We start from the raw sequence: 20,932 nt of genomic DNA on the forward strand, positions 1-20,932 counted from the left end.
ACAGAACCAAGAACCAGAACAGAACCAAGAACCAGAACAGAACCAAGAGGAACCCTGTGAATCTGCTGCTGCTCTCCAACTCCACCCAGTACGGGCGTGGTTATCTGGAACACGCCCTCGACACCGTCACCGCGTTCCTGCCCTCCGGCGCCCGGCTGGCCTTCGTCCCCTACGCGCTCGCCGACTACACCGCGTACACCGCACGCGTCCACGACGCCCTCGCGCCGTCCGGCATCAGTGTCCGAGGGGTCCACGAGAACGCCGACCCGGTCGCCGAACTCGCCGCGTCCGACGCCGTGTTCATCGGCGGCGGCAACTCCTTCCGGCTGCTGAGCGCCCTGTACCGGACCGGTCTGCGGGACGCCGTGACCGAAGCGGTGCGCGGCGGGCTGCCGTACATGGGAGCCAGCGCGGGGACGAACATGGCGGCGCCCACCCTCCGCACGACCAACGACATGCCCATCGTGCAGCCGCCGTCCTTCGAGACCCTCGGCCTCGTCCCCTTCCAGATCAACCCGCACTACCTGGACCCGGACCCGGAGAGCACCCACAAGGGCGAGACCCGCGAGGAGCGGCTCACCGAGTTCCTGGAGGAGAACGACGTACCGGTGCTCGGCCTGCGGGAGGGGTCCTGGCTGCGGGTCAACGGGCGCCAGGCCCGGGTGCAGGGCGCCCACCCCGCCCGGCTGTTCACCCGCGGCGCGCGGCCGCAGGAGCTTCCGGCGGGGTCGGACGTCTCGCATCTGCTCACGACGACACCGCGGTTCGACGCCCCGGTGCGCTGAGGCCCTTCGTCCGGATCGGAGAGGATCGGGCCGGGTCAGGCCGCGGCAGGTCGGGTCAGGCCGGATCGGGGCGGGTCAGGGTGCGGCGCCGGGGCCCGCGAGCCCGGCATGATCCAGGCGAGAGGTCCCGGCCGTCAGCACCAGGTCGGCGTCGACCGGCAGCCCGTTGCCCGGGTAGACCGCCGGGCGGGCGCGCGGCGCGTACCCGGCGGCCGATCCGGCCAGCACGTAGCTGCCGCCGGACGGGGCGGCCAGCATGTAGTGGCCGTCCTCGTCCGCCACGGTGAGACCTGCCTGCCGGCCCCGGTGGTCGATCAGCGTGACATTGGCGCGGGCCACCGGCGCACCGTCCGCGTCCAGCACCCGGCCGCGGAAGCCGCCCGAGCCGGTGACGGGGCGGGAGACGGAGCGCGCGGTGACCGGCGCGTCGTCCTCGCTGCTCGCCAGCAGGGCCGGGCGCATCGCCTCGCGCCGCGACGGCAGGAACGAGGCCAGCACCAGTCCGACCACCACCGCGCCCGTCGCGATCAGGAACGAGATGCGGAACCCCTCCATCGAGGGCAGCGACACCCCGCCGGTCCGCACCGAGGTGTTGGCCAGCACCATGCCGATCACCGCGCTGGACACCGACGTGCCGATCGACCGCATCAAGGTGTTCAGACCGTTGGCCGCACCCGTCTCGGACGGATCCACGGCTCCGATGATCAGCGCGGGCAGCGAGGAGTACGCGAGTCCGATACCGGCGCCGAGCACCACCGCGATCACGACCGTCTGCCAGGCGGCGCTCATCAGCCCGAGCCCCGCCCCGTAACCGACCGCGATGATCAGCATGCCGAGCATCAGCGAGACCTTGGGGCCCCGACGGGCGGACAGCCGGGCGTACAGCGGGGCGACGAACATCATCGTCAGGCCCAGCGGCGCCACGCACAGCCCCGCGACCACCATCGACCGGCCGAGCCCGTACCCCGTCGACTCCGGCAGCTGGAGCAGCTGCGGCAGGACGAGCGAGACGGCGTAGAACGCGACCCCGACCATGATCGAGGCGAGGTTGGTGAGCAGCACCTCGCGCCGGGCCGTGGTCCGCAGATCGACCAGCGGGGCCGGGCTGCGCAGCTCGAAGAGGCCCCACAGGACGAGGATCACCACGGCGGCGGCGATCAGTCCGAGCGTGCTGCCCGACGTCCAGCCCCAGTCACTGCCCTTGGTGACGGGCAACAGCAGACAGACCAGGCCGAGCGAGAGCCCGAGCGCGCCGATCAGGTCGAACCGGCCGGGGGCGCGCAGCGTGGTCTCCGGCACGACGAGGACGGTGAGCGCCATCGAGAGCACGCCGAGACCGGCCGCGCCGAAGAACAGGGTGTGCCAGTCGGCGTGCTGGGCCACCAGCGCGGCGGCGGGCAGCGCGAGTCCACCGCCCACCCCGATCGAGGAGCTCATCAGCGCCATCGCCGAGCCGAGCTTCTCGCGCGGCAGCTCGTCACGCATGATGCCGATGCCCAGCGGAATGGCACCCATGGCGAAGCCCTGGAGCGCGCGCCCCACGATCATGATCACGAGATCGTCGGTGAAGGCGCATATCAGTGAACCGATCACCATCACGGCGAGACTGGCGAGCAGCATCTTCCGCTTGCCGTAGAGGTCGCCGAGCCGCCCCATGATCGGGGTCGCGACGGCGCCCGCGAGCAGGGTCGCGGTCATCACCCAGGTGGCGTTGGACGGATCGGTGTGCAGAAGGGCGGGCAGATCCTTGATGACGGGGACGAGCAGGGTCTGCATCACCGCGACGGTGATACCCGCGAAGGCGAGTACGGGGACGACCCCGCCGCCCGCCCTGCGCGGCTGCGGGTCGGGGAGTTCCCCGCTGTGCTGTTCGTTCGTCGGCTGTGGCATCCGTGCGGCCTCCGGGCAGCGTGATCGAGGGTGTGGAGCAAGGTGCGGATCCGGCGCGGGCAGCGCCGACCGCCAAGTATGTGCAGGGTGAAACCTTCCTTGTCGCCGGGGTATTCCGGTGAACGAGGAGCGAACGGGGCGCGACGGCGCGAACGAGGCGCAGCCGCGCACTCGGCCCGGAGCGTGCGCCGATCCGGGCGCCCCGAACCGCTCCATTGCTCGTTCCCCGACCATTCCCCGGCCGTTCCCCGGCTGTTCCCCGGCCCTCCCTGAGGCCGTCCCGCCGACCGTCATCCGGCGCTGCGCCGACCTTCCGTCAGAATGAAACGTGTTCTACTCTTGCGCCGTTCCAGTGGCTGCGACCGGCGAGGATCCGCATGGGCATCGGAATCACCGAAGAACAGAAGGAGTTGGCGCAGGCCGTACGGGGGTGGCTGGCACGCGCCGTACCGCCGGAGGAGATCCGCAAGCTCCTCGACGCCGACGCCCCCGCCACCCCCGGCGTGCGCCCCGGATACTGGGACGGGCTCGCCGAACAGGGCCTCCTCTCCATCCATCTGCCCGAGGCGTGCGGCGGCGGAGGCGGCCAACTCCTCGATCTGGCCGTGGTCCTGGAGGAGGCGGGCCGGGCCGCGCTTCCCGGTCCGTACCTCGCGAGCGCCCTCGCCTCCGCCGTGCTGCACGCGGCGGGCGCGGACGAGCAGGTGCGCGACCTCGCGGCCGGTACGCGCATCGGCGCCGTCGCGCTCGGCCCCGGCACCCTCACCGCCGTGGAGCACGGGGACGGCCATCTCCTCGACGGCACGGCCCCGCCGGTCCTCTCCGGCGCCGACGCCGACCTCCTCCTGCTCTCCGCCGAATCGGCCACCGGCACCCTGTGGTTCGCCGTCGACGCCGCCACCCGAGGGCTCACCGCCCGCCCGCACCGAAGCGCCGACCCGACCCGCCCCACGGCCGAGATCCGCGCCGAGGGCGTCCTCGTCCCCGCGCAACGTGTCGTACGGACCGACACCGCGCACGTCCGTGACCTCGCCGCCGTCCTCTTCTCCGCCGAAGCGTGCGGAACCGCGGCCAGGGCGCTGCACACCGCGGCCGAGTACGCCAAGGTCCGCGAACAGTTCGGCCGCCCCATCGGGCGGTTCCAGGGCATCAAGCACCTCTGCGCCGACATGCTCGTACGGGTCGAGCGGGCCCGCGCGCTGGTGTGGGACGCGGCCCGCGCCGCCGACGAGGAGGACCCGGACGTACGGTCCATGGTCGCCGCCCTCGCCGCGTCGGACGCCCTCGACGCCGCATACGGCTGCGCCAAGGACTGCGTCCAGATCCTCGGCGGCATCGGCTTCACCTGGGAACACGACGCCCATCTGTATCTGCGTCGGGCTCTGGTGGCCCGGCAGCTGCTGGGGGCCGGCGACGCCCACCGGCTGCGGGCCGCCCGGCTGGCCGAGGGCGGGGCGCGCCGCGAGCTCGTCCTGGAACTCCCCGCCGAGGCCGCCGCCCACCGCGCCGAGGCGCGCGAGGCCGTAGCCACCGCCCGGGGCCTCGACCCGAAGGCCGCCCGCCGCGCCCTCGCGCCCACCGGCCACGCCGCCCCGTACCTCCCCGCCCCCTACGGTCTGGGTGCCGGGCCGGTCCAGCAGCTCGCCGTGCAACAGGAGTTGAGGGCGCAAGGGGTGAAGCTGAGCGATCTCGGGATCGCCACCTGGGTGGTGCCCTCGCTCCTCGCCCACGGGACACCGCAGCAGCAGGAGCGCTATGTGCTGCCCACCCTGCGCGGCGAACTCCTCTGGTGCCAGCTGTTCTCCGAACCCGGCGCGGGCTCCGATCTCGCCTCGCTCCGCACGAGGGCGGAACGCACCGAGGAGGGCTGGCGGGTCAACGGACAGAAGGTGTGGACGAGCGCCGCCCGGTCGGCCGACCACGGAATCCTGCTGGCCAGGACCGACCCGGACGCCCCCAAGCACCGGGGGCTCAGCTACTTCCTCGTCGACATGAAGAACACCGAGGGCATCGACATCCGCCCGCTGAAGGAGATCACCGGCGACTGTCTCTTCAACGAGGTGTACTTCGACGACGTCCTGCTGCCCGCCGACGCCGTCGTCGGCGAGATCGACGACGGCTGGCGGGTCGCCCGCAACACCCTCGGCAACGAACGCGTCCACATGGCCGACCAGATGGCCTTCGACACTGGCCTGGAGGCGTTGATCGCCCGCTCCGGCGAACTCGACGGCACGTACCGGGCCCGTATCGGAGCACTCGCGGCCGAGGCCCACGCACTCGCCTGCATCGGACTGCGGACCACCCTGCGGCAGGTGTCCGGCCTGGAACCGGGCGCGGGGGCCTCCGTCCGCAAACTCGTCCAGACCACCCATCAGCAGAAGGTCGCCGAACTGGCCCTCGAACTCCTCGGCCCGGCCGGCGCGGTCGCCGAAGGCGCGGGGGAGCGGGCCGTGCACGGCTTCCTGATGTCCCGCTGTCTGACCATCGCGGGCGGCACCACCCAGGTTCAGCTCAATGTCGTCGCCGAGCGCATCCTCGGCCTCCCGCGCGATTGAAGGGACTTGCCCATGCAGCCCATGCAGTCCATGCCGATGAAGCCGATGAAGCTCATGAAGGCGTACATCGTCGGTGTCGGCATGACGAAGTTCGAGAAGCCCGAGACCCGCGACTGGCAGTACTGGGACATGGCGAAGGAGGCCGGGACGGCGGCCCTCGCCGATGCCTCGCTCCCCTACGACCAGATCCAGCAGGCCGTAGTCGGCTACTGCTTCCAGGCCTCCACCGCCGGTCAGCGCGCGGTGTATGGACTCGGGCTGACCGGCGTGCCCGTCTACAACATCAACAACAACTGCGCCACCGGCTCCACCGCGCTGATGACGGCCCGGCAGTTCGTCGAGGGCGGCGGCAGCGACTGCGTCCTCGCGCTCGGCTTCGAGAAGATGGCGCGCGGTGCGCTCGGTGGCGGCGGCGCCGACGGCGGCGCCTCGGACTTCAGGACATCACCCGTGGCCCGGCACTACGGGATCATGGCCGCCGCCCACGGCTTCGAGATGAGCCCGCCCACCGCCCAGATATTCGGCAACGCGGCCCGTGAGCACATGGAACGGTACGGGACGACCGAGGCCCAGCTCGCCGCGGTCGGCGCGAAGAACCACCGCCACTCGGTGAACAACCCGTACGCCCAGTTCCAGGACCCGTACACGGTCGAGGAGGTCCTCACCGCGAAGACCATCCACCGGCCGCTGACCAAGCTCCAGTGCTCACCCACCTCCGACGGTGCGGCCGCCGCGGTCGTCGTGTCGGAACGGTTCGTCGAGAGCCACGGCCTGGGCGACCGGGCGGTCGAGATCGTCGCCCAGGCCATGACCACCGATACCGACGACTCCTTCGCCTCCGGCACCTGCATCGACGCCGTGGGACAGCCGATGTCGCGCGCCGCCGCCCGACAGGTGTACGAGGCCTCGGGGCTCTCGGCCACCGACCTCGACGTCATCGAGCTGCACGACTGCTTCTCCATCAACGAACTCCTCACGTACGAGGCGCTCGGCCTGTGCGGCGAGGGCGAGTCCGGGAAGCTCGTCGAGTCCGGAGCCACCACGTACGGCGGCCGGTGGGTGGTCAACCCGTCCGGCGGGCTGATCTCCAAGGGGCACCCGCTCGGCGCCACCGGAATCGCCCAGGCCGCCGAACTCACCTGGCAGCTCAGGGGGGAGGCGCAGGGCAGGCAGGTGAAGGACGCGCGGGTCGGCCTGGCGCACAACATCGGGCTCGGCGGGGCGGCGGTGGTGACGCTGCTGCGGCGCTGACGACCGGCGCGCGTCCCGCTACGTCGCAGGACCGGGCCGGGGTCGGTCCGAATACCGATGTACGGGCCCCCGAACGGCTGCGAGGATGACCGTCATGATTGACGTCACGACGCCCGCACCCCGGCTGCACCGGCCCAGGACCCGCACCTGGGCGGCGGTGCTCGCCGCCTGTACCGGCCAGTTCCTCGTCGTGCTCGACGTGTCCGTCGTCAACGTTGCCCTGCCGTCCATGCGCTCCGACCTCGGGATGAGCGCGGCGGGACTGCAGTGGGTGCTCAACGCCTACTCGATCGCGTTCGCCGGATTCATGCTGCTCGGCGGACGGGCCGCCGACATATACGGGCGCAAGCGGATGTTCCTCATAGGCCTCGGGCTGTTCACCGCGGCCTCCCTGGGCGGCGGACTCGCCCAGGAGGGCTGGCAGTTGCTGGCCGCCCGTGCCGCGCAGGGGCTCGGTGCCGCCGTGCTCGCCCCCGCCACCCTCACCCTGCTCACCGCCGCCGTCCCCGAGGGCCCGGCCCGGACGAAGGCGATCGGCACCTGGATGGCCGTCGGCGCGGGCGGCGGCGCGGCGGGCGGGCTGATCGGCGGAGCGCTCACCGATCTGCTCTCCTGGCGGTGGGTGCTGCTGATCAACGTGCCGGTCGGTGTGCTCGTCCTGGCCGGTGCCGCCCTCTGGCTCGCCGAGGGCCGGGCGGGCGAGCGGCGACGGGTCGATCTCCTGGGCGCGGTCCTCGTCACGGCGGGCCTCGCCTCCGTCGCGTACGGCATCGTGCAGACCGAGGAGTCGGGCTGGACCGCCGCCGCGACCCTGGTGCCGCTGCTCGGCGGGGTGGCCGTGCTCATCGCCTTCGTGGCGGTGGAGGCCCGGACCGCGGAGCCGCTGATGCCGCTCAGGGTGCTCGGTGCGCGGGCGGTGACCTCGGCGAACGCGGCGATGTTCGTGATCGGTTCCGCGACGTTCTCCATGTGGTACTTCATGACGGTGTACGCCCAGACCGTGCTGGGCTACACCCCGCTGGAGGCCGGACTCGCCCTGATGCCCACGTCGTTGGCCATCGTGCTCGGCTCGAAGTGCGCGCCCCGCGTCATGGCCCGGGTCGGTGCGAAGAACCTGGCGCTCATCGGTACGACCGTCGCCGCCGCGGGCTTCGGCTGGCAGTCCACGATGGGGACCGACGGCTCCTACCTCACCTCGGTCTGTCTGCCCGGCGTCCTGATGATGACCGGTGCCGGCCTGGCGTCCACCCCGCTCGCCTCGCTGGCCATCACGGGCGCGGCCCCCGGTGAATCCGGTCTGGTCTCCGGCCTCGTCAACACCTCCCGCACGATGGGCGGCGCGCTCGGTCTCGCCGCGCTCTCCACCGTCGCCGCGGCACGCACCGCGGGTGGCACCGGGGCGGCCGAACTCACTGCCGGGTACGCACTGGCGTTCCGCACGGCCGGCACGGTCCTGCTGGGCGGACTGCTGCTGATGGCGCTCTGGCTGCCGCGCCACCGGTCCGCTCCGCACTGACCCGGACGGAGCCGTCCCGCCCGCCTACAGCCACCCCTGCCGCCGTGCCGCGCGCACCGCCTCCATCCGGTTGCGCGTACCCGTCTTGCCGATCGCCGACGACAGATAGTTCCGCACCGTCGACTCGGACAGATGCAGCTTCGCCGCGATGTCGGCGACCGTCGCCCCGTCCACCGAGGCGTTCAGCGCGTCCCGTTCCCGCGCGGTCAGCGGGCTGGGACCGGCGCTGAGCGCGGCGGCGGCCAGCGCCGGGTCGATGACCGTCTCGCCCCTCAGCACCCGGCGGATCGCGTCGGCGAGCTCCTCGACCGGTCCGTCCTTGACCAGGAACCCCGCCGCCCCGGCCTCCATCGCGCGGCGCAGATAGCCGGGGCGGCCGAACGTGGTGAGGATCAGCACCCGGCAGCCCGGCACCTCCTCGCGCAGATCGGCGGCGGCGTCCAGGCCGCTGCGGCCCGGGAGTTCGATGTCCAGGAGCGCCACATCGGGGCGGGACAACAGGGCGGCGCCCACGATCTCGTCCCCCGCGGCCACCTGGGCCACCACCTCGATGTCCGGTTCCAGTCCGAGCAGCAGCGCGAGCGCGCCGCGCATCATCCCCTGGTCCTCGGCGAGGAGGACGCGTACGGACGTGGTCGGACGGTGATCCTGCGGCATCTCGTTCACCGGCCCAGCGTATGGCTCGGGGCGTGCCCGGCGGCCGGTTTCCCGTCCGTCGGGTGCGGCCCGTCCACCGGCAGTTCGGCGGTGAGCACGAAGCCGCGCTCCGGCCCCGGGCCCGCCTTCAGGAAGCCGCCCGCCGCGGCGAGGCGCTCGGTCAGGCCGGTCAGCCCGGTGCCGCCGATGCCGGGTGTGGCCGGTGCGTCGGGGTCCGGTCCGTAGCCGTCGTCCGTGACCGTCAGCCGGACCCGTTCGGGCATGCCGTCGACCACGAACGTGCAGGTGGTGGCGCGGGAGTGGCGCACGACATTGGTGACGGCCTCTCGCACCGCCCAGCCCAGCAGCGCCTCCGCCTGCGGGGCGAGCGGTGGTCCGGAGCGGCGGAGCACCGGTTCGATCCCGGCGGCGGTCAGCGCGGAGCGGGCCCGGTCCAGTTCGGTGGCGAGGCTCCCCTCGCGGTAGCCGGTGACGGCCTCACGGATCTCGGTGAGGGCCTGGCGGCCGACGGACTCGATGTCCGCGACCTGGAGGAGTGCCGCATCCATGTCGCGCGGTGCCAGTCGGCGCGCGGCCTCCGACTTGACCACGATCACGGAGAGCGTGTGGCCCAGCAGATCGTGCAGATCGCGGGAGAACCGCAGCCGCTCCTTCTCGACGGCGGTGCGGGCCAGTTCCTGCCGGGTCGCGCGCAGTTCCATCACGGTCTCCGCGAGGGTGAGGATCGCGGCGGTCACGGCGCCGGAGATGAAGGTGCCGTACCCGATGGTCCACGGGGCGGAGCCGCCGTCCCCGCGCCACACGGCGATGACCGTGGCCACCACGGAGAGCGAGAGCAGACCGACGGCCAGCCGCCGGTCGCGCAGTATGGTGCCGCAGGCCAGCGAGAGCAGCGGGAAGAACAGCAGCCAACTTCCGCCGTAGCCGATCGCGAGCCCGAACGTGACGACGGCCATCGCCGCGAGCAGCCAGTACGACACCGGGCTCTCGCGCTTCTTCTTGTCGAAGCCGCGGAACGCCACCGAGATGTAGAGCGAGTTGAAGACGAACAGCCCGACACCGCCGAGCCAGGGGTTGGGCGCCTCGCCCTGGAAGAGGTTGGAGAAGGCGCCCATGCCCATCAGCAGCCAGGGCAGCAGGGTGTACGGTCCGGGCGGGCCCGGGCGCTGGTTCTCACACCGCTGTGCGCGCCGTGCCCGACGCGCACCCGTCCACCGATCCGTCCGGTTCCTGGCCATGTCCACTCCTGTCACACGGTCCTCGCGGACCGACGGTACGAGATCACGGCGTACGTACCGAACAGCAGGAGCCACGCGCAGAGCACGGCGATCGTGCCGCTGCCGGGCGCGTGTCCGTCGGTGGTCGCCCAGCCCAGGTCGGCGAACCGGTTGGCGGGGGTGAACCGGCCGATCGAACGGAGCCACCCGGGAAGCAGTTCCAGCGGGAACCACAGCCCGCCGGCGATCGCGAAGCCCATCAGACAGGCCATGTTGACGACCCCGGTGCCCTGCGGAGTGAGCCGGTAGCCGTTGCCGAGACCGAGCAGGGTGAACGGGAGCGCCCCGATCCACAGCAGCAGCGTCAGGGCGGTCCACTGCCAGGCGGACAGCCGTACCCCGTCGACCAGTCCGCCGGCCAGCAGCACCGTCAGGATCGTCGGCAGTACGGTCACCGAACCGCTGATCGCCCGGCCCACGACCGCGTGCGAAGGGGCGAGCGGGGTGACCCGCATCTGCTGCAGCCAGCCGAGGGTTCTGTCGGAGGCGACCCCGGTACCGATCGACATGGCGGAACCCAGTGCTCCGTACGCGGCCATGCCGACCATCGAGGCCGTCTTCCACTCATCGGCAGCGCCACCGCCGATGTTGGTGAAGAGCAGGTACATCATCACCGGCATCCCGGTCCCGAAGATCAGGAAGAAGCCGTCACGCAGGGTCCGGCGTACCTCCAGCACGATGTAGCGGAACATCACGCGATCTCCTTCTCGGTATCGGTCGGGGCTGCCCCGGCGGCCGGTGCGGTGAGGGCGAGGAAGGCGTCCTCCAGCGTGGCCCGGGAGACCTGGAGGCCATGGATCAGGCCGAGGCGGGCCAGCTCCACGACGGTGGCGTCCGAGTCGTCCGTGTGCAGCAGCACGCGGTCCCCGGTCACCTCCACGGTGACGATGCCGGGCAGCAGTTCCAGGCCCTCGGTCGGCCGGCCCGCCAGGTCGAAGGAGACGAGGCTGCCGCCGGCCGAGCCCCTGATCGTGTCGCCGTTCCCGTCCGCGACGATCCGGCCCCGGTCGATGACGACGATCCGGTCGGCGTTCTCGTCGGCCTCCTCCAGATAGTGGGTGGAGAACAGGACGGTGTTGCCGCGCCGGGCGTAGGCCCGCATCGACTCCCAGAACGTCCGGCGCGCCTCCACGTCCAGGGCGGCGGTCGGCTCGTCCAGGACGATCAGTTCCGGGTTGCCGGCCAGCGCGACGGCGAAACGGACGCGCTGGGTCTGGCCACCGGAGAGCTTGTCGACGCGCCGGTCCGCGTACCCGGTGACGCCCGCCAGGGCGAGCGCCTCGGCCACCGGCATCGGCCGCGGGTAGGTCGAGGCGACGAAGGTGATCAGCTCGCGGACGGTGACCCGCTGGATGGGCCGCCCGTCCTGGAGCATCGCGCCGACCAGACCGGCCCGGACCGCCTGCTCGGCGGTTCGGCCCAGCACCCGCACACTGCCGGACTCCGGCTCGTCCAGCCCCAGCAGGAGGGAGATGGTGGTGGACTTGCCCGCGCCGTTGCGGCCGAGCAGGGCGACGGTCTCGCCGCGGCCGATGGACAGGTCGATACCGTCCACGGCCCGTACGGTCCGGCCCGCCCGGCCGAAGGTCTTGACCGCCCCGGTGAGGTCCACCGCGGCCGGATTCCCCGTTGTCTGCTTCATGGCCACGACGCTACGGAAACGGGCCCGAGGCCCGGCAGGGGTGTGCGTACGGACTTCGCGATGACATTTGTCATGGGTGAGCGACGCGTCCGAGAACAGACCTGACGAGGCGTCAGCAGCGCTCTTCACAACTGCTGGGCGCTGCGTTATACATGGGGGCATCGGCTAGAACGCGTTCTAGAACGGGGCGTGGCGGCCGGTCCCGCACGACCTCGGTGCGGCCGATGGTGCGGACGGCCGCGCCGAGGTCTTCCCACCATCAAGGAGCAGCTTCGCCATGCCCATTGATGCCGAAAAGGCTGTCGCCGCCGAACCGCGGTCCACCCGGATCAGCTGGGACCACAAGGACGTGCAGCTCTACCACCTGGGGATCGGCGCCGGAGCCGACCCCGACCGGGCCGACCCGGCCACCGACCCCGGCGAACTGCGCTACACCCTGGAGTCACGGCTCCGGGTGCTGCCCTCCTTCGCCACCGTCGCGGGGGCGGGCGCGGGCGTCGTCGGCGGGCTCTCCTCGCCCGGTGTCGACATCGACCTGGCCGCCGTCCTGCACGGCGGGCAGTCCGTACGCGTGCACCGGCCCATCCCCGTGAAGGGCACCGCCGTACAGACCTCGAAGGTCGCCGCGGTGTACGACAAGGGCAAGGCGGCCGTACTGGTGCTGCGTACCGAAGCCGCCGACGACGAGGGCCCGTTGTGGACGAACGACGCCCAGATCTTCGTCCGCGGCGAGGGCGGCTTCGGCGGTGATCGCGGACCGTCCGAACGGGTCGCCCGTCCCGAGGCCGCGCCCGACCATGTGGTGGAGCGGCCGATCCGGCCCGACCAGGCGCTGCTGTACCGGCTCTCCGGGGACTGGAACCCGCTGCACGCCGACCCCGAGTTCGCCCGGTTGGCGGGCTTCGACCGGCCGATCCTGCACGGGCTGTGCACCTACGGAATGACACTGAAGGCCGTCACCGACACGGTGCTCGGCGGTGACGTGACCCGTATCCGCTCCTACCGCACCCGTTTCGTCGGGGTCGTCTTCCCCGGCGAGACCCTCCGCATCCGGATGTGGACCGGCGAGGACCGCGTCCGGGTCGAGGTGGGGGCCGTCGAGCGGGACGACGCCCCGGTCCTCGGCGACACCTTCGTCGAACACTCCTGAACCAACTCCGAGAGGTCCACGGACCCATGAGGGGAGCCGCACGATGCGCGCAGCCGTACTGCACGAGATCGGTCAGGACAAACTGGAGGTCCTCGACGACGTCGAGGCGGTGGGCTTCGGCCCCGGCAAGGTGAGGCTCCGCATCCGGGCCACCGGACTGTGCCACTCCGACGTCTCCGCGATGAACGGGGTGCTGCCGCAGCCCGCCCCCTTCATCCCCGGCCACGAGGGCGCGGGCGAGGTCGTCGACGTCGGCGACGGCGTCACCGGGCTGAGCGCGGGGGACCGGGTGCTGGTCTGCTGGCTGCCCGCCTGCGGGGCGTGTCCGTCCTGCAGACGCGGCCAGACCCATCTCTGCCTGGCCGGCTTCATGAACGCCGGCACCCCCAACTTCAAGCGCCCCGGGGGAGACGTCTTCGGCTTCGCGGGCACCGGCACCTTCACCGAGGAGGTCGTCGTCGGCGCGGGCTGCGCGGTGCCGATCCCCGACGACGTGCCGTTCGAGATCGCCGCACTGATCGGCTGCGGGGTGACCACGGGGCTGGGAGCGGCCATCAACACCGCACAGGTGGAGACGGGTTCGTCGGTCGCCGTCATCGGCTGCGGAGGAGTGGGCATCTCCACGATCCAGGGCGCCAGGGTGCGGGGCGCCGCCCAGATCGTGGCCGTGGACCCGGTGGCCTCCCGGCGCGAGGCGGCGTTGCGGTTCGGCGCGACCGAGGCCGTGTCCCCGGACGAACTCACCGACGCCAAGCAGCGGATCACCGCGGGCGAGGGCTTCGACTACGTCTTCGAGGTCGTCGGCAAGTCCGCCACGGCTCGCACGGCGTACGAGAACACCCGGCGCGGCGGCACCCTCTGCATCGTCGGCGCGGGCGCGATGGACGACAACTTCCAGGCCAACATGTTCGAGCTGTTCTTCGACGAGAAGCGGATCCTGCCCTCCATGTACGGGGGAGGGGACGTGCTCCGGTCGTACGAACGGGCCATCGCGCTCTGGCGGGCCGGCCGGATCGACCTGGAATCGATGATCACCCACCGGGTGCGGCTCGACGGCATCAACGACGCCCTCGACCAGATGAGGACCGGCGAGTCGCTGCGTACCTGCGTCGAACTCTGATCCCGGCTCTGCTCCCGTCCTGCTCCCTCCTTGTTCCCACCTGAGAGGACTCCGAGATTCCGATGTCACTTCCCCTGGACGGCATGTCCGCGATCGTCACGGGCGCGGGCCGCGGCCTCGGACGCGCCGAGGCACTGGAACTGGCGGGGCTCGGCGCGTCCGTCGTCGTCAACGACTACGGACAGCCGGGCCGCGACGGCTCGGGCGAGGCGTCCGCGACCCCGGCCGAGGAGGTCGCCGAGGAGATCCGGGCGGCGGGCGGCCGGGCGGTCGCGCACCTCGGCGACGTCTCCGACCACGACCAGGCCCGCGCCCTGGTGGAACTGGCCGTCGACACGTACGGAAAGCTCGACATCCTGGTCAACAACGCCGGGATCCTGCGCGACCGGATGATCTTCTCCATGACCGAGGACGAATGGGACTCCGTCGTCCGGGTCCACCTCAAGGGCCACTTCAACACCACGCACTTCGCCGCGTCCCACTGGCGTGCCCGCTCCAAGGAGTCCGGCGGTCCGGTCCACGGCCGGATCGTCAACACCTCCTCGGAGGCGTTCCTGGCCGGATCGGCGGGGCAGCCGAACTACGCGGCGGCCAAGGGCGGCATCGTCGGCCTCACCACCTCCACGGCCCTGGCCCTGGCCAAGTACGGCGTCACCGCCAACGTCATCTGCCCGCGGGCCCGTACCCGGATGACCGAGGACGTCTTCGCGGGCTTCCAGGAACCGGCGGACGGCCGGCTCGACGCACTCGCCCCCGAGCACGTCTCACCGCTGGTCGGCTATCTGGCCTCCCCGGCGGCCGCCAAGGTCAACGGGCAACTGCTCGTCGTGCACGGCGGGATGGTCGCGATCGTCGAACGCCCCAGGGTGGCGGCCAAGTTCGACTCGTCGAAGGAGACGTTCTCCTTCGACGAGCTGGACGAGCTGATCTCCCCGTACTACGAGGACCGACCGCCGAACGAGACCTTCGCCGCTGCGGAGGTGCTCGGTCTGAAGCGGGGCTGACCGGCACGGACACGGGTGGGCCCCGGCAGCCGTCCGGCTGCCGGGGCCCACCCGTCCCTCGTTGATGTTCCGCGCGGTCAGGCCGCCCGGCCGTCCCCCTCGGAGGGGCGCCGGTGGCGGCCGTGCGGCTGTGCCGACGTGTCCTCCGTCGACACACCCCCTCGGTGCTTTCCGGAGCCGCCGGCTTCGGCCCGTTTCGCGTCCGCCACCGGCGGACGCGTCTGGGTCGTGTCGGTTCGGGCTTCAGACATGTGGGAAGTCACCCCGTTGTGATCGCTTACGTGTGTGTCACCAGGGCCGATCACGCCACCGCGACACGGCGCGGTCGCCATCGGCGACCGTCGACGACGGCTGCGTGGCCCAGGCCCAGGATTTTAACCAGGCGCCGTGCGTCCCGTGAGAGGCGCCTGCGCAAGTGGAACCGGCCTGCACACGGGAAGAGTCGCAGCGGCGGCGGACGGTTGCATACCGCTTTCCGCGCCCGCCTCCTTCGCCGGTTCCGCGCCGTGTTCCCCTTCCTCCGGCGCCTCCAGCAGCGCCACCCCGCACGCCACGTTCTCGTTGGCGTACGGAAGTCTGAGCACGCCGTCCCGGGTCCACACCCCGCGACCGGCCTGCCACCCCTCGGGGGCGGCGAGTTGATGCAGCCGACGCCCCGTGGGACGCCACACCCCGACCCAGCTGCCCGCCGCCCCGTCGATCCGCAGGGCCACCGCGCAGCTCTCCGGCATCAGGGTCTGCCCGGGCTGGACGGCGAACGGTGTCACCGTGACATCCGCCGGGCTCAGACACTCCGGGAAACGCACCGGCAGACAGCTGCCCAGCACCCCCCACCCGAGCCGGTCGTGCCCCGGCGCGTCCGAGCGGATCAGCAGCAGCCCGCTGTCCGCGTCGGCCAGCAGCAGCCGGTCGTCGCTGTCCGGTGCGATCTGCAGCAGAGGTGTCGTCTCGCCGCCCCGCTCCAGGTCCACGGCGACCGCCTTGACCGGACCGCCGCCCGGCATCTCCCGGTCCAGGGCCAGCATCCGTCCCGCCCGGTCCAGCCAGATCCCGCCGGAGCAGAGCCCCGGCACCTCCGCGACCCGCTCGGGGCCGAAGGCGCCGCCCGCCACCAGCCAGACGGTGGTGGAGTGCGCGCCGACCGACAGGGCGTAGGCGCTCGCGCCGTCCGGTGACGGCGGCAACAGGGTCAGACGCGCGCATCCGACGGCACCGAGGGGCAGTTCACCGGTACCGGGGCCGGTCGGATAGAGCAGCGAGAAGGCATGCCGGTCCGCGACCCGACGCCGGATCAGCACCCGTCCGTCGGTCAGCGGCAGTACCTCGGAGTCCGGCTCCTCCGGCTGGTCCAGGGGAAGCGGCACGGCGTACGGCTCGTGCCCGTCGAGGGTCCAGCGCTCCACGAACCACGCCCGGACGGCCTCGTCGGACGGCTCCGCGGCGACATCGCGCAGGGCGAGCCGGGCCGCGTAGGAACCGTCGGCGGCGATCGTGAACGAGGCCGGGGCGAGGCCTGCCCCGCAGGGCGTGGCGGATCCGCCCCATGCACCGGGTGCGGCGGCCTGCTCGGGCGATATCTCCGTCCCACCGGTCGCGACCGGCTCGTCGTCCGCCGGGGCCGTGTCTCCGGCAGCCCCGGCCGGCCCCTCGGCCCCGTTCTCGATGGCACAGGCAGTCATGGACTGGTCACCTCCGGCACCCGAAGCTAGTTTTCGCACTTCCTGCCGAACAACGCGAGACCTGTCTCTTCACACATAAGGGTGGTGATGGCCGGGTTCGCCTGAGAGGGAGGGGGTGCCTGTGCTCGCCGCGAAGCAGGTGACTAAGGTTAGGCATCCCTAAGCAAGAGTTGCGTGATCCTCGACTGGAGCAAGTGATGTCCCTTCGTCGCCGCGGTACTGCCGCAGTCGGCCTGGCGGTGGCCGCCGCCCTTTCCCTCTCGGCCTGCGGGAGCGACGACGGGGGCTCGGCCGGCTCGGCCGAGTCCGAGGGCGGCGGTGACAAGAAGGCGGCCGTCGCGACGGGCGGCAAGGACTTCGCCGACGCCGCGAAGAAGACGGCGGAGTACGGGACGGACGCCAAGGCGGGCCAGTTCCCCCGGACCCTCACCCATGCCATGGGCAGGACCGAGATCAAGTCCGCCCCCAAGCGCGTCGTCGTGCTGGACGTCGGCGAGTTCGACAACGTGGTCTCGCTGGGCGTCAAGCCGGTCGGCTACGCCCCCTCCGAGGGGGACGCGGCCATTCCCTCGTACCTGAAGAAGGACGCGGGCAACCCCAAGAACGTCGGCACGATCAACAACCTCAACCTGGAGGCGATCGCCGGCCTGAAGCCCGACCTGATCCTCGGCAGCCAGCTGCGCGCCGCCGACAAGTACGACGCCCTCTCCAAGATCGCGCCGACCGTGTTCTCCATCCGTCCGGGCTTCACCTGGAAGGAGAACTACCTCCTCAACGCGGCGGCACTGGACAAGACCGCCAAGGCGAAGAGCGAGCTCGCCGACTACGAGGCGAAGGCCGAGAAGCTCGGCGAGGACATCGGCCCGGACAAGCCGACCATCTCCATGGTCCGCTACCTGCCGGACCGGATCCGGCTCTACGCCAAGGCGTCCTTCATCGGCACGATCCTTGAGGACGTCGGTCTGCCGCGGCCCAAGAACCAGCAGATCGACGACCTCGCCGCGGAGATCAGCCCGGAGAAGATCGACGAGGCCGACGCCGACTGGATCTTCACCGGCGTCTACGGGGACGTGAAGGCCACCAAGCGCGACACCACCCAGTCCAACCCGCTGTGGAAGAACCTCAAGGCGGTCAAGGACGGTCGGGCCAAGGACGTCTCCGACGAGACCTGGTACCTCGGACTCGGTGTCACGGCGGCGAATCTCGTCCTCGACGACCTCCGCGCCGACCTCGTGAAGTAACGATTTCCCCGTTTCTGTCGTCGGGCCGCCGGCCGGCCGCACGCCCCCGGGGCACGCGCGATCGCGGCCCCCGGCGCCCCGCTCGCGGCGCCGGGGGCCGCGCGGCCGTCCTCCGGGTCACCGCGGCCTGCCGACGACCGGGTCCGGCAGCGCTTAGGTCCGTTCGCACGGGTCGCCGAGGCCATGGGCGACGGGGCACCGGGGGCAGGTAGCCTTTTCCTTGTGCCCCGTCTGTCTGAAGTCCTCGCCGAGCTCGACGCTCTCTGGCCGCCCGAGCGGGCCGAAGGATGGGACGCGGTCGGCACCGTCTGCGGGGACCCCGGTTCCGGGGTCGACCGTGTGCTCTTCGCCGTCGACCCCGTCCAGGAGATCGTCGACGAGGCGCTCAGGCTCGGCGCCCAGCTGATCGTCACCCACCACCCGCTCTATCTGCGGGGTACGACGACGGTCGCGGCCGACACCTTCAAGGGCCGGGTCGTGCACACCCTCATCAAGCACGACGTCGCGCTGCACGTCGCCCACACCAACGCCGACACCGCCGATCCGGGTGTCTCCGACGCCCTCGCCGGCGCGCTCGACCTGCGCGTGGAGGGGCCCCTCGTACCGGACCCGGCCGACCCCAAGGGCCGTCGCGGCCTCGGCCGGATCTGTGTGCTCGACCACCCCGAGAGCCTGGCCGACTTCGCCGCCCGCGCCGCGGCGCGGCTGCCCGCCACCGCGCAGGGCATCCGGCTCGCGGGGGACCCGACGGCGACGGTGCGCACCGTCGCGGTGAGCGGCGGCTCCGGCGACAGCCTCTTCGACGCGGTGCGCGCGGCGGGTGTGGACGCCTTCCTCACCGCCGACCTGCGCCACCACCCGGCCTCCGAAGCCATCCAGCACTCCCCGCTCGGCCTGATCGACGCCGCGCACTGGGCCACCGAATGGCCCTGGTGCGAACAGGCCGCGGCGCAGCTCGACGCGATTTCCGACCGCCATGGATGGGGCCTTCGGGTCCATGTCTCGAAGCAGGTCACCGACCCCTGGACCACCACCACCCACCACTCTTCTGGAGCCCCCAACTGAACGCCGCGCCCGCCGACCAGATCCGACTCCTCGACGTCCAGGCCCTCGACGTACGTCTGTCGCAGCTTGCGCACCGGCGCAAGTCGCTGCCCGAGCACACCGAGATCGAGACGCTCATGCGCGACCTCGCGCAACTGCGTGACCTGCTGGTCGCCTCGCAGACCGAGGAGAGCGACACCGCCCGCGAGCAGACGAAGGCGGAGCAGGACGTCGACCAGGTGCGCCAGCGCGCCACCCGCGACCAGCAGCGCCTCGACTCGGGTGCGGTCACCTCCCCGAAGGACCTGGAGAGCCTCCAGCGCGAGATCGCCTCGCTGGCCAAGCGGCAGGGCGACCTGGAGGACGTCGTCCTCGAAGTGATGGAGCGCCGCGAGTCCGCCCAGGAGCGCGTCGCCGAACTGTCCGACCGGGTCTCCGCCGTCCAGGCCAAGGCCGACGACGCGACCGCCCGCCGCGATGCCGCGACCAAGGGGCTCGACGAGGAGACCGCGACCGTCACCAAGGAGCGTGAGCTCGTCGCCGGTTCCGTCCCCGCGGACCTGCTGAAGCTGTACGACAAGCTCCGCGTCCAGCAGGGCGGGGTCGGTGCCGCCCGCCTCTACCAGCGTCGCTGCGAGGGCTGCCGTCTCGAACTGAACATCACCGAGGTCAACGATGTGAAGGCGGCCTCCCCGGACACCGTCCTGCGCTGCGAGAACTGCCGCCGCATCCTGGTCCGTACGGCGGAGTCGGGCCTGTAATGACCCAGCCGCGCCAGCTCGTCGTCGAGGCCGACGGCGGTTCCCGGGGCAATCCCGGGCCCGCCGGTTACGGAGCGGTCGTCATCGACCCGGCGACCGGGGAGACCCTTGCCGAGGCCGCCGAGTACATCGGCGTCGCGACGAACAACGTCGCCGAGTACAAGGGCCTCATCGCGGGCCTGAAGGCGGCGAAGGCGCTGGTGCCGGACGCCTCGGCGGACGGTGCGCTGCGGGTGCGGGTCCGGATGGACTCCAAGCTGGTCGTGGAGCAGATGTCGGGCCGCTGGAAGATCAAGCACCCCGACATGAAGCCGCTCGCGGCGGAGGCCGCCAGGATCCTGCCGGCCTCCGTCGTCACGTACGAGTGGATCCCGCGCGAGCAGAACAAGCACGCGGACCGGCTGGCCAACGAGGCGATGGACGCCGGCAGGCGCGGCGAGCAGTGGGAGCCGTCGTCGTCGACGGCCGCCCTCGACACCCCCCGGCCCTCGACCACCGCCGACCTGCCGCCCGTCTCGGGCCCGCCCGGTGACGCGGCGGCGGGCGCGGCCAGGGCCCGTGCGGCACTGTCCGCGCGCCCGGGAACCGGAACGGCGGCGGAACCGGCCGCGGCAGCCGCGTCCCCGTCCGCCCCTCGGCAGGGCTGGGGTGCGGCGCCCGATCTCGGCGCGCCCGCCACCTTCGTACTGCTGCGGCACGGCGAGACGGCCCTCACCCCCGAGAAGCGGTTCTCCGGCAGCGGCGGCAGCGACCCCGAACTCTCGGCGACCGGCCGCCACCAGGCCGAACTCATCGCCCGGTCGCTGGCTGCCCGGGGCACGATCGAGGAGATCGTCAGCTCCCCCCTGCGCCGCTGCCGCGAGACGGCGGCCGCGGTGGCGTCCCGGCTCGGTCTGGAGGTCCGGATCGAGGACGGCCTGCGCGAGACGGACTTCGGCGCCTGGGAGGGGCTGACGTTCGCCGAGGTGCGTGAGCGCTACGGCCCCGACCTGGACGCCTGGCTCGGCTCCGCGAAGGCGGCCCCCACCGGCGGTGGCGAGAGCTTCGCCGAGGTCACCCGTCGCGTCGCCGCCACCCGCGACCGCCTCACCGCCCGTTACGCGGGCCGCACGGTCCTCCTGGTCACCCACGTGACGCCGATCAAGACCCTGGTCCGGCTGGCGCTCGGTGCCCCGCCGGAGGCCATGTTCCGGATGGAACTCTCGGCGGCGTCGGTGTCCGCGGTGGCGTACTACGCGGACGGGAACGCGTCGCTCAGGCTGCTGAACGACACGTCGCATCTGAGGTAGGAGGCAGGGGCGGGCGGCAGCGGGCGTCCGCGACCGGTGCCCGCCGCGCCGGGAGCGGCCGTCGTGCCCGC

Annotated in this window: 17 protein-coding genes; 11 read left to right on the forward strand and 6 right to left on the reverse strand. The window is 72.0% G+C overall.

All coding sequences use genetic code 11. The features are described from left to right. Positions 1-56: 56 nt before the first annotated feature. Positions 57-785, forward strand: coding sequence for a dipeptidase PepE (pepE, locus tag ACIOHC_RS03535; RefSeq protein ID WP_351079648.1), 729 nt, complete (start codon positions 57-59; stop codon positions 783-785). 75 nt (positions 786-860) lie between these two features. Here pepE and ACIOHC_RS03540 read toward each other — a convergent pair whose 3' ends face one another. Next, positions 861-2,675 (reverse strand): MFS transporter, encoded by a 1,815-nt coding sequence (locus ACIOHC_RS03540; protein WP_401841178.1) that lies wholly within the window; start codon positions 2,673-2,675, stop codon positions 861-863. Between the two features lie 377 nt (positions 2,676-3,052). On the opposite strand from ACIOHC_RS03540, the gene ACIOHC_RS03545 reads away from it, so the two are divergent. The 3 genes from ACIOHC_RS03545 (at position 3,053) to ACIOHC_RS03555 (ending at position 7,997) form a co-directional block, all read left to right on the forward strand. Then, on the forward strand, positions 3,053-5,230 hold the full coding sequence (locus tag ACIOHC_RS03545) for an acyl-CoA dehydrogenase (RefSeq protein ID WP_401841181.1): 2,178 nt from the start codon (positions 3,053-3,055) through the stop codon (positions 5,228-5,230). Between the two features lie 54 nt (positions 5,231-5,284). Next, entirely contained in the window at positions 5,285-6,481 is a 1,197-nt protein-coding gene (locus tag ACIOHC_RS03550; protein WP_365688446.1) for a lipid-transfer protein, read from the forward strand. 85 nt (positions 6,482-6,566) lie between these two features. Continuing rightward, on the forward strand, positions 6,567-7,997 hold the full coding sequence (locus ACIOHC_RS03555; RefSeq protein ID WP_351079657.1) for an MFS transporter: 1,431 nt from the start codon (positions 6,567-6,569) through the stop codon (positions 7,995-7,997). A 24-nt stretch (positions 7,998-8,021) separates the two neighbouring features. Here the strand turns inward: ACIOHC_RS03555 and ACIOHC_RS03560 are convergent, their stop codons facing one another. From ACIOHC_RS03560 to ACIOHC_RS03575, 4 genes are read right to left on the reverse strand one after another with little or no spacing between them, the layout of a single operon-like run. Further along, on the reverse strand, positions 8,022-8,654 hold the full coding sequence (locus tag ACIOHC_RS03560) for a response regulator transcription factor (RefSeq protein WP_351079742.1): 633 nt from the start codon (positions 8,652-8,654) through the stop codon (positions 8,022-8,024). A 5-nt stretch (positions 8,655-8,659) separates the two neighbouring features. Further along, a complete protein-coding gene (locus ACIOHC_RS03565) occupies positions 8,660-9,892 on the reverse strand; it encodes a histidine kinase (protein WP_365688369.1) in 1,233 nt (410 codons plus the stop codon). Positions 9,893-9,903: 11 nt separating this feature from the next. Further along, complete coding sequence (locus tag ACIOHC_RS03570; RefSeq protein ID WP_351079663.1) at positions 9,904-10,623, reverse strand: ABC transporter permease; 720 nt, start codon at positions 10,621-10,623, stop codon at positions 9,904-9,906. Next, positions 10,623-11,543, reverse strand: coding sequence for an ABC transporter ATP-binding protein (locus ACIOHC_RS03575; protein ID WP_389635950.1), 921 nt, complete (start codon positions 11,541-11,543; stop codon positions 10,623-10,625). The genes ACIOHC_RS03570 and ACIOHC_RS03575 overlap by 1 nt, the downstream gene beginning before the upstream one ends. A 307-nt stretch (positions 11,544-11,850) precedes the next feature. On the opposite strand from ACIOHC_RS03575, the gene ACIOHC_RS03580 reads away from it, so the two are divergent. The 3 genes from ACIOHC_RS03580 to ACIOHC_RS03590 all read left to right on the forward strand — a co-directional run bounded on the left by ACIOHC_RS03580 (position 11,851) and on the right by ACIOHC_RS03590 (position 14,847). Then, a complete protein-coding gene (locus ACIOHC_RS03580) occupies positions 11,851-12,723 on the forward strand; it encodes a MaoC/PaaZ C-terminal domain-containing protein (protein WP_351079669.1) in 873 nt (290 codons plus the stop codon). A gap of 43 nt (positions 12,724-12,766) precedes the next feature. Beyond that, entirely contained in the window at positions 12,767-13,843 is a 1,077-nt protein-coding gene (locus tag ACIOHC_RS03585) for a Zn-dependent alcohol dehydrogenase (RefSeq protein WP_351079672.1), read from the forward strand. A gap of 62 nt (positions 13,844-13,905) precedes the next feature. Continuing rightward, entirely contained in the window at positions 13,906-14,847 is a 942-nt protein-coding gene (locus ACIOHC_RS03590) for a 3-oxoacyl-ACP reductase (RefSeq protein WP_351079675.1), read from the forward strand. 374 nt (positions 14,848-15,221) lie between these two features. Here ACIOHC_RS03590 and ACIOHC_RS03595 read toward each other — a convergent pair whose 3' ends face one another. Further along, the gene (locus ACIOHC_RS03595; RefSeq protein ID WP_351079678.1) at positions 15,222-16,526 is read right to left on the reverse strand and encodes a hypothetical protein; all 1,305 of its coding nucleotides are present in this window, start codon (positions 16,524-16,526) and stop codon (positions 15,222-15,224) included. A gap of 197 nt (positions 16,527-16,723) precedes the next feature. Between ACIOHC_RS03595 and ACIOHC_RS03600 the strand changes: the two genes are divergently transcribed. The 4 genes from ACIOHC_RS03600 (at position 16,724) to ACIOHC_RS03615 (ending at position 20,861) form a co-directional block, all read left to right on the forward strand. Then, complete coding sequence (locus tag ACIOHC_RS03600) at positions 16,724-17,767, forward strand: iron-siderophore ABC transporter substrate-binding protein (protein WP_351079681.1); 1,044 nt, start codon at positions 16,724-16,726, stop codon at positions 17,765-17,767. A gap of 222 nt (positions 17,768-17,989) precedes the next feature. After that, on the forward strand, positions 17,990-18,832 hold the full coding sequence (locus ACIOHC_RS03605) for a Nif3-like dinuclear metal center hexameric protein (protein ID WP_351079684.1): 843 nt from the start codon (positions 17,990-17,992) through the stop codon (positions 18,830-18,832). Next, the gene (locus ACIOHC_RS03610; protein WP_351079745.1) at positions 18,829-19,572 is read left to right on the forward strand and encodes a C4-type zinc ribbon domain-containing protein; all 744 of its coding nucleotides are present in this window, start codon (positions 18,829-18,831) and stop codon (positions 19,570-19,572) included. The genes ACIOHC_RS03605 and ACIOHC_RS03610 overlap by 4 nt, the downstream gene beginning before the upstream one ends. Further along, the gene (locus ACIOHC_RS03615) at positions 19,572-20,861 is read left to right on the forward strand and encodes a bifunctional RNase H/acid phosphatase (protein WP_401841187.1); all 1,290 of its coding nucleotides are present in this window, start codon (positions 19,572-19,574) and stop codon (positions 20,859-20,861) included. Before ACIOHC_RS03610 ends, ACIOHC_RS03615 begins: the two co-directional genes overlap by 1 nt. Positions 20,862-20,932: the final 71 nt, after the last annotated feature.

The sequence above is a fragment of the Streptomyces sp. NPDC088252 genome (assembly GCF_044740965.1).
Lineage (GTDB): Bacteria > Actinomycetota > Actinomycetes > Streptomycetales > Streptomycetaceae > Streptomyces.

Excerpts from the sequence above, each read along its gene's own strand:
- ACIOHC_RS03540 (WP_401841178.1), bottom strand. The coding sequence starts at position 2,675 with ATGCCACAGCCGACGAACGAACAGCACAGCGGGGAACTCCCCGACCCG.
- ACIOHC_RS03545 (WP_401841181.1), top strand. The coding sequence starts at position 3,053 with ATGGGCATCGGAATCACCGAAGAACAGAAGGAGTTGGCGCAGGCCGTA.
- ACIOHC_RS03550 (WP_365688446.1), top strand. The coding sequence starts at position 5,285 with ATGAAGGCGTACATCGTCGGTGTCGGCATGACGAAGTTCGAGAAGCCC.
- ACIOHC_RS03555 (WP_351079657.1), top strand. The coding sequence starts at position 6,567 with ATGACCGTCATGATTGACGTCACGACGCCCGCACCCCGGCTGCACCGG.
- ACIOHC_RS03560 (WP_351079742.1), bottom strand. The coding sequence starts at position 8,654 with ATGCCGCAGGATCACCGTCCGACCACGTCCGTACGCGTCCTCCTCGCC.
- ACIOHC_RS03565 (WP_365688369.1), bottom strand. The coding sequence starts at position 9,892 with ATGGCCAGGAACCGGACGGATCGGTGGACGGGTGCGCGTCGGGCACGG.
- ACIOHC_RS03570 (WP_351079663.1), bottom strand. The coding sequence starts at position 10,623 with ATGTTCCGCTACATCGTGCTGGAGGTACGCCGGACCCTGCGTGACGGC.
- ACIOHC_RS03580 (WP_351079669.1), top strand. The coding sequence starts at position 11,851 with ATGCCCATTGATGCCGAAAAGGCTGTCGCCGCCGAACCGCGGTCCACC.
- ACIOHC_RS03585 (WP_351079672.1), top strand. The coding sequence starts at position 12,767 with ATGCGCGCAGCCGTACTGCACGAGATCGGTCAGGACAAACTGGAGGTC.
- ACIOHC_RS03590 (WP_351079675.1), top strand. The coding sequence starts at position 13,906 with ATGTCACTTCCCCTGGACGGCATGTCCGCGATCGTCACGGGCGCGGGC.
- ACIOHC_RS03595 (WP_351079678.1), bottom strand. The coding sequence starts at position 16,526 with ATGACTGCCTGTGCCATCGAGAACGGGGCCGAGGGGCCGGCCGGGGCT.
- ACIOHC_RS03600 (WP_351079681.1), top strand. The coding sequence starts at position 16,724 with ATGTCCCTTCGTCGCCGCGGTACTGCCGCAGTCGGCCTGGCGGTGGCC.
- ACIOHC_RS03615 (WP_401841187.1), top strand. The coding sequence starts at position 19,572 with ATGACCCAGCCGCGCCAGCTCGTCGTCGAGGCCGACGGCGGTTCCCGG.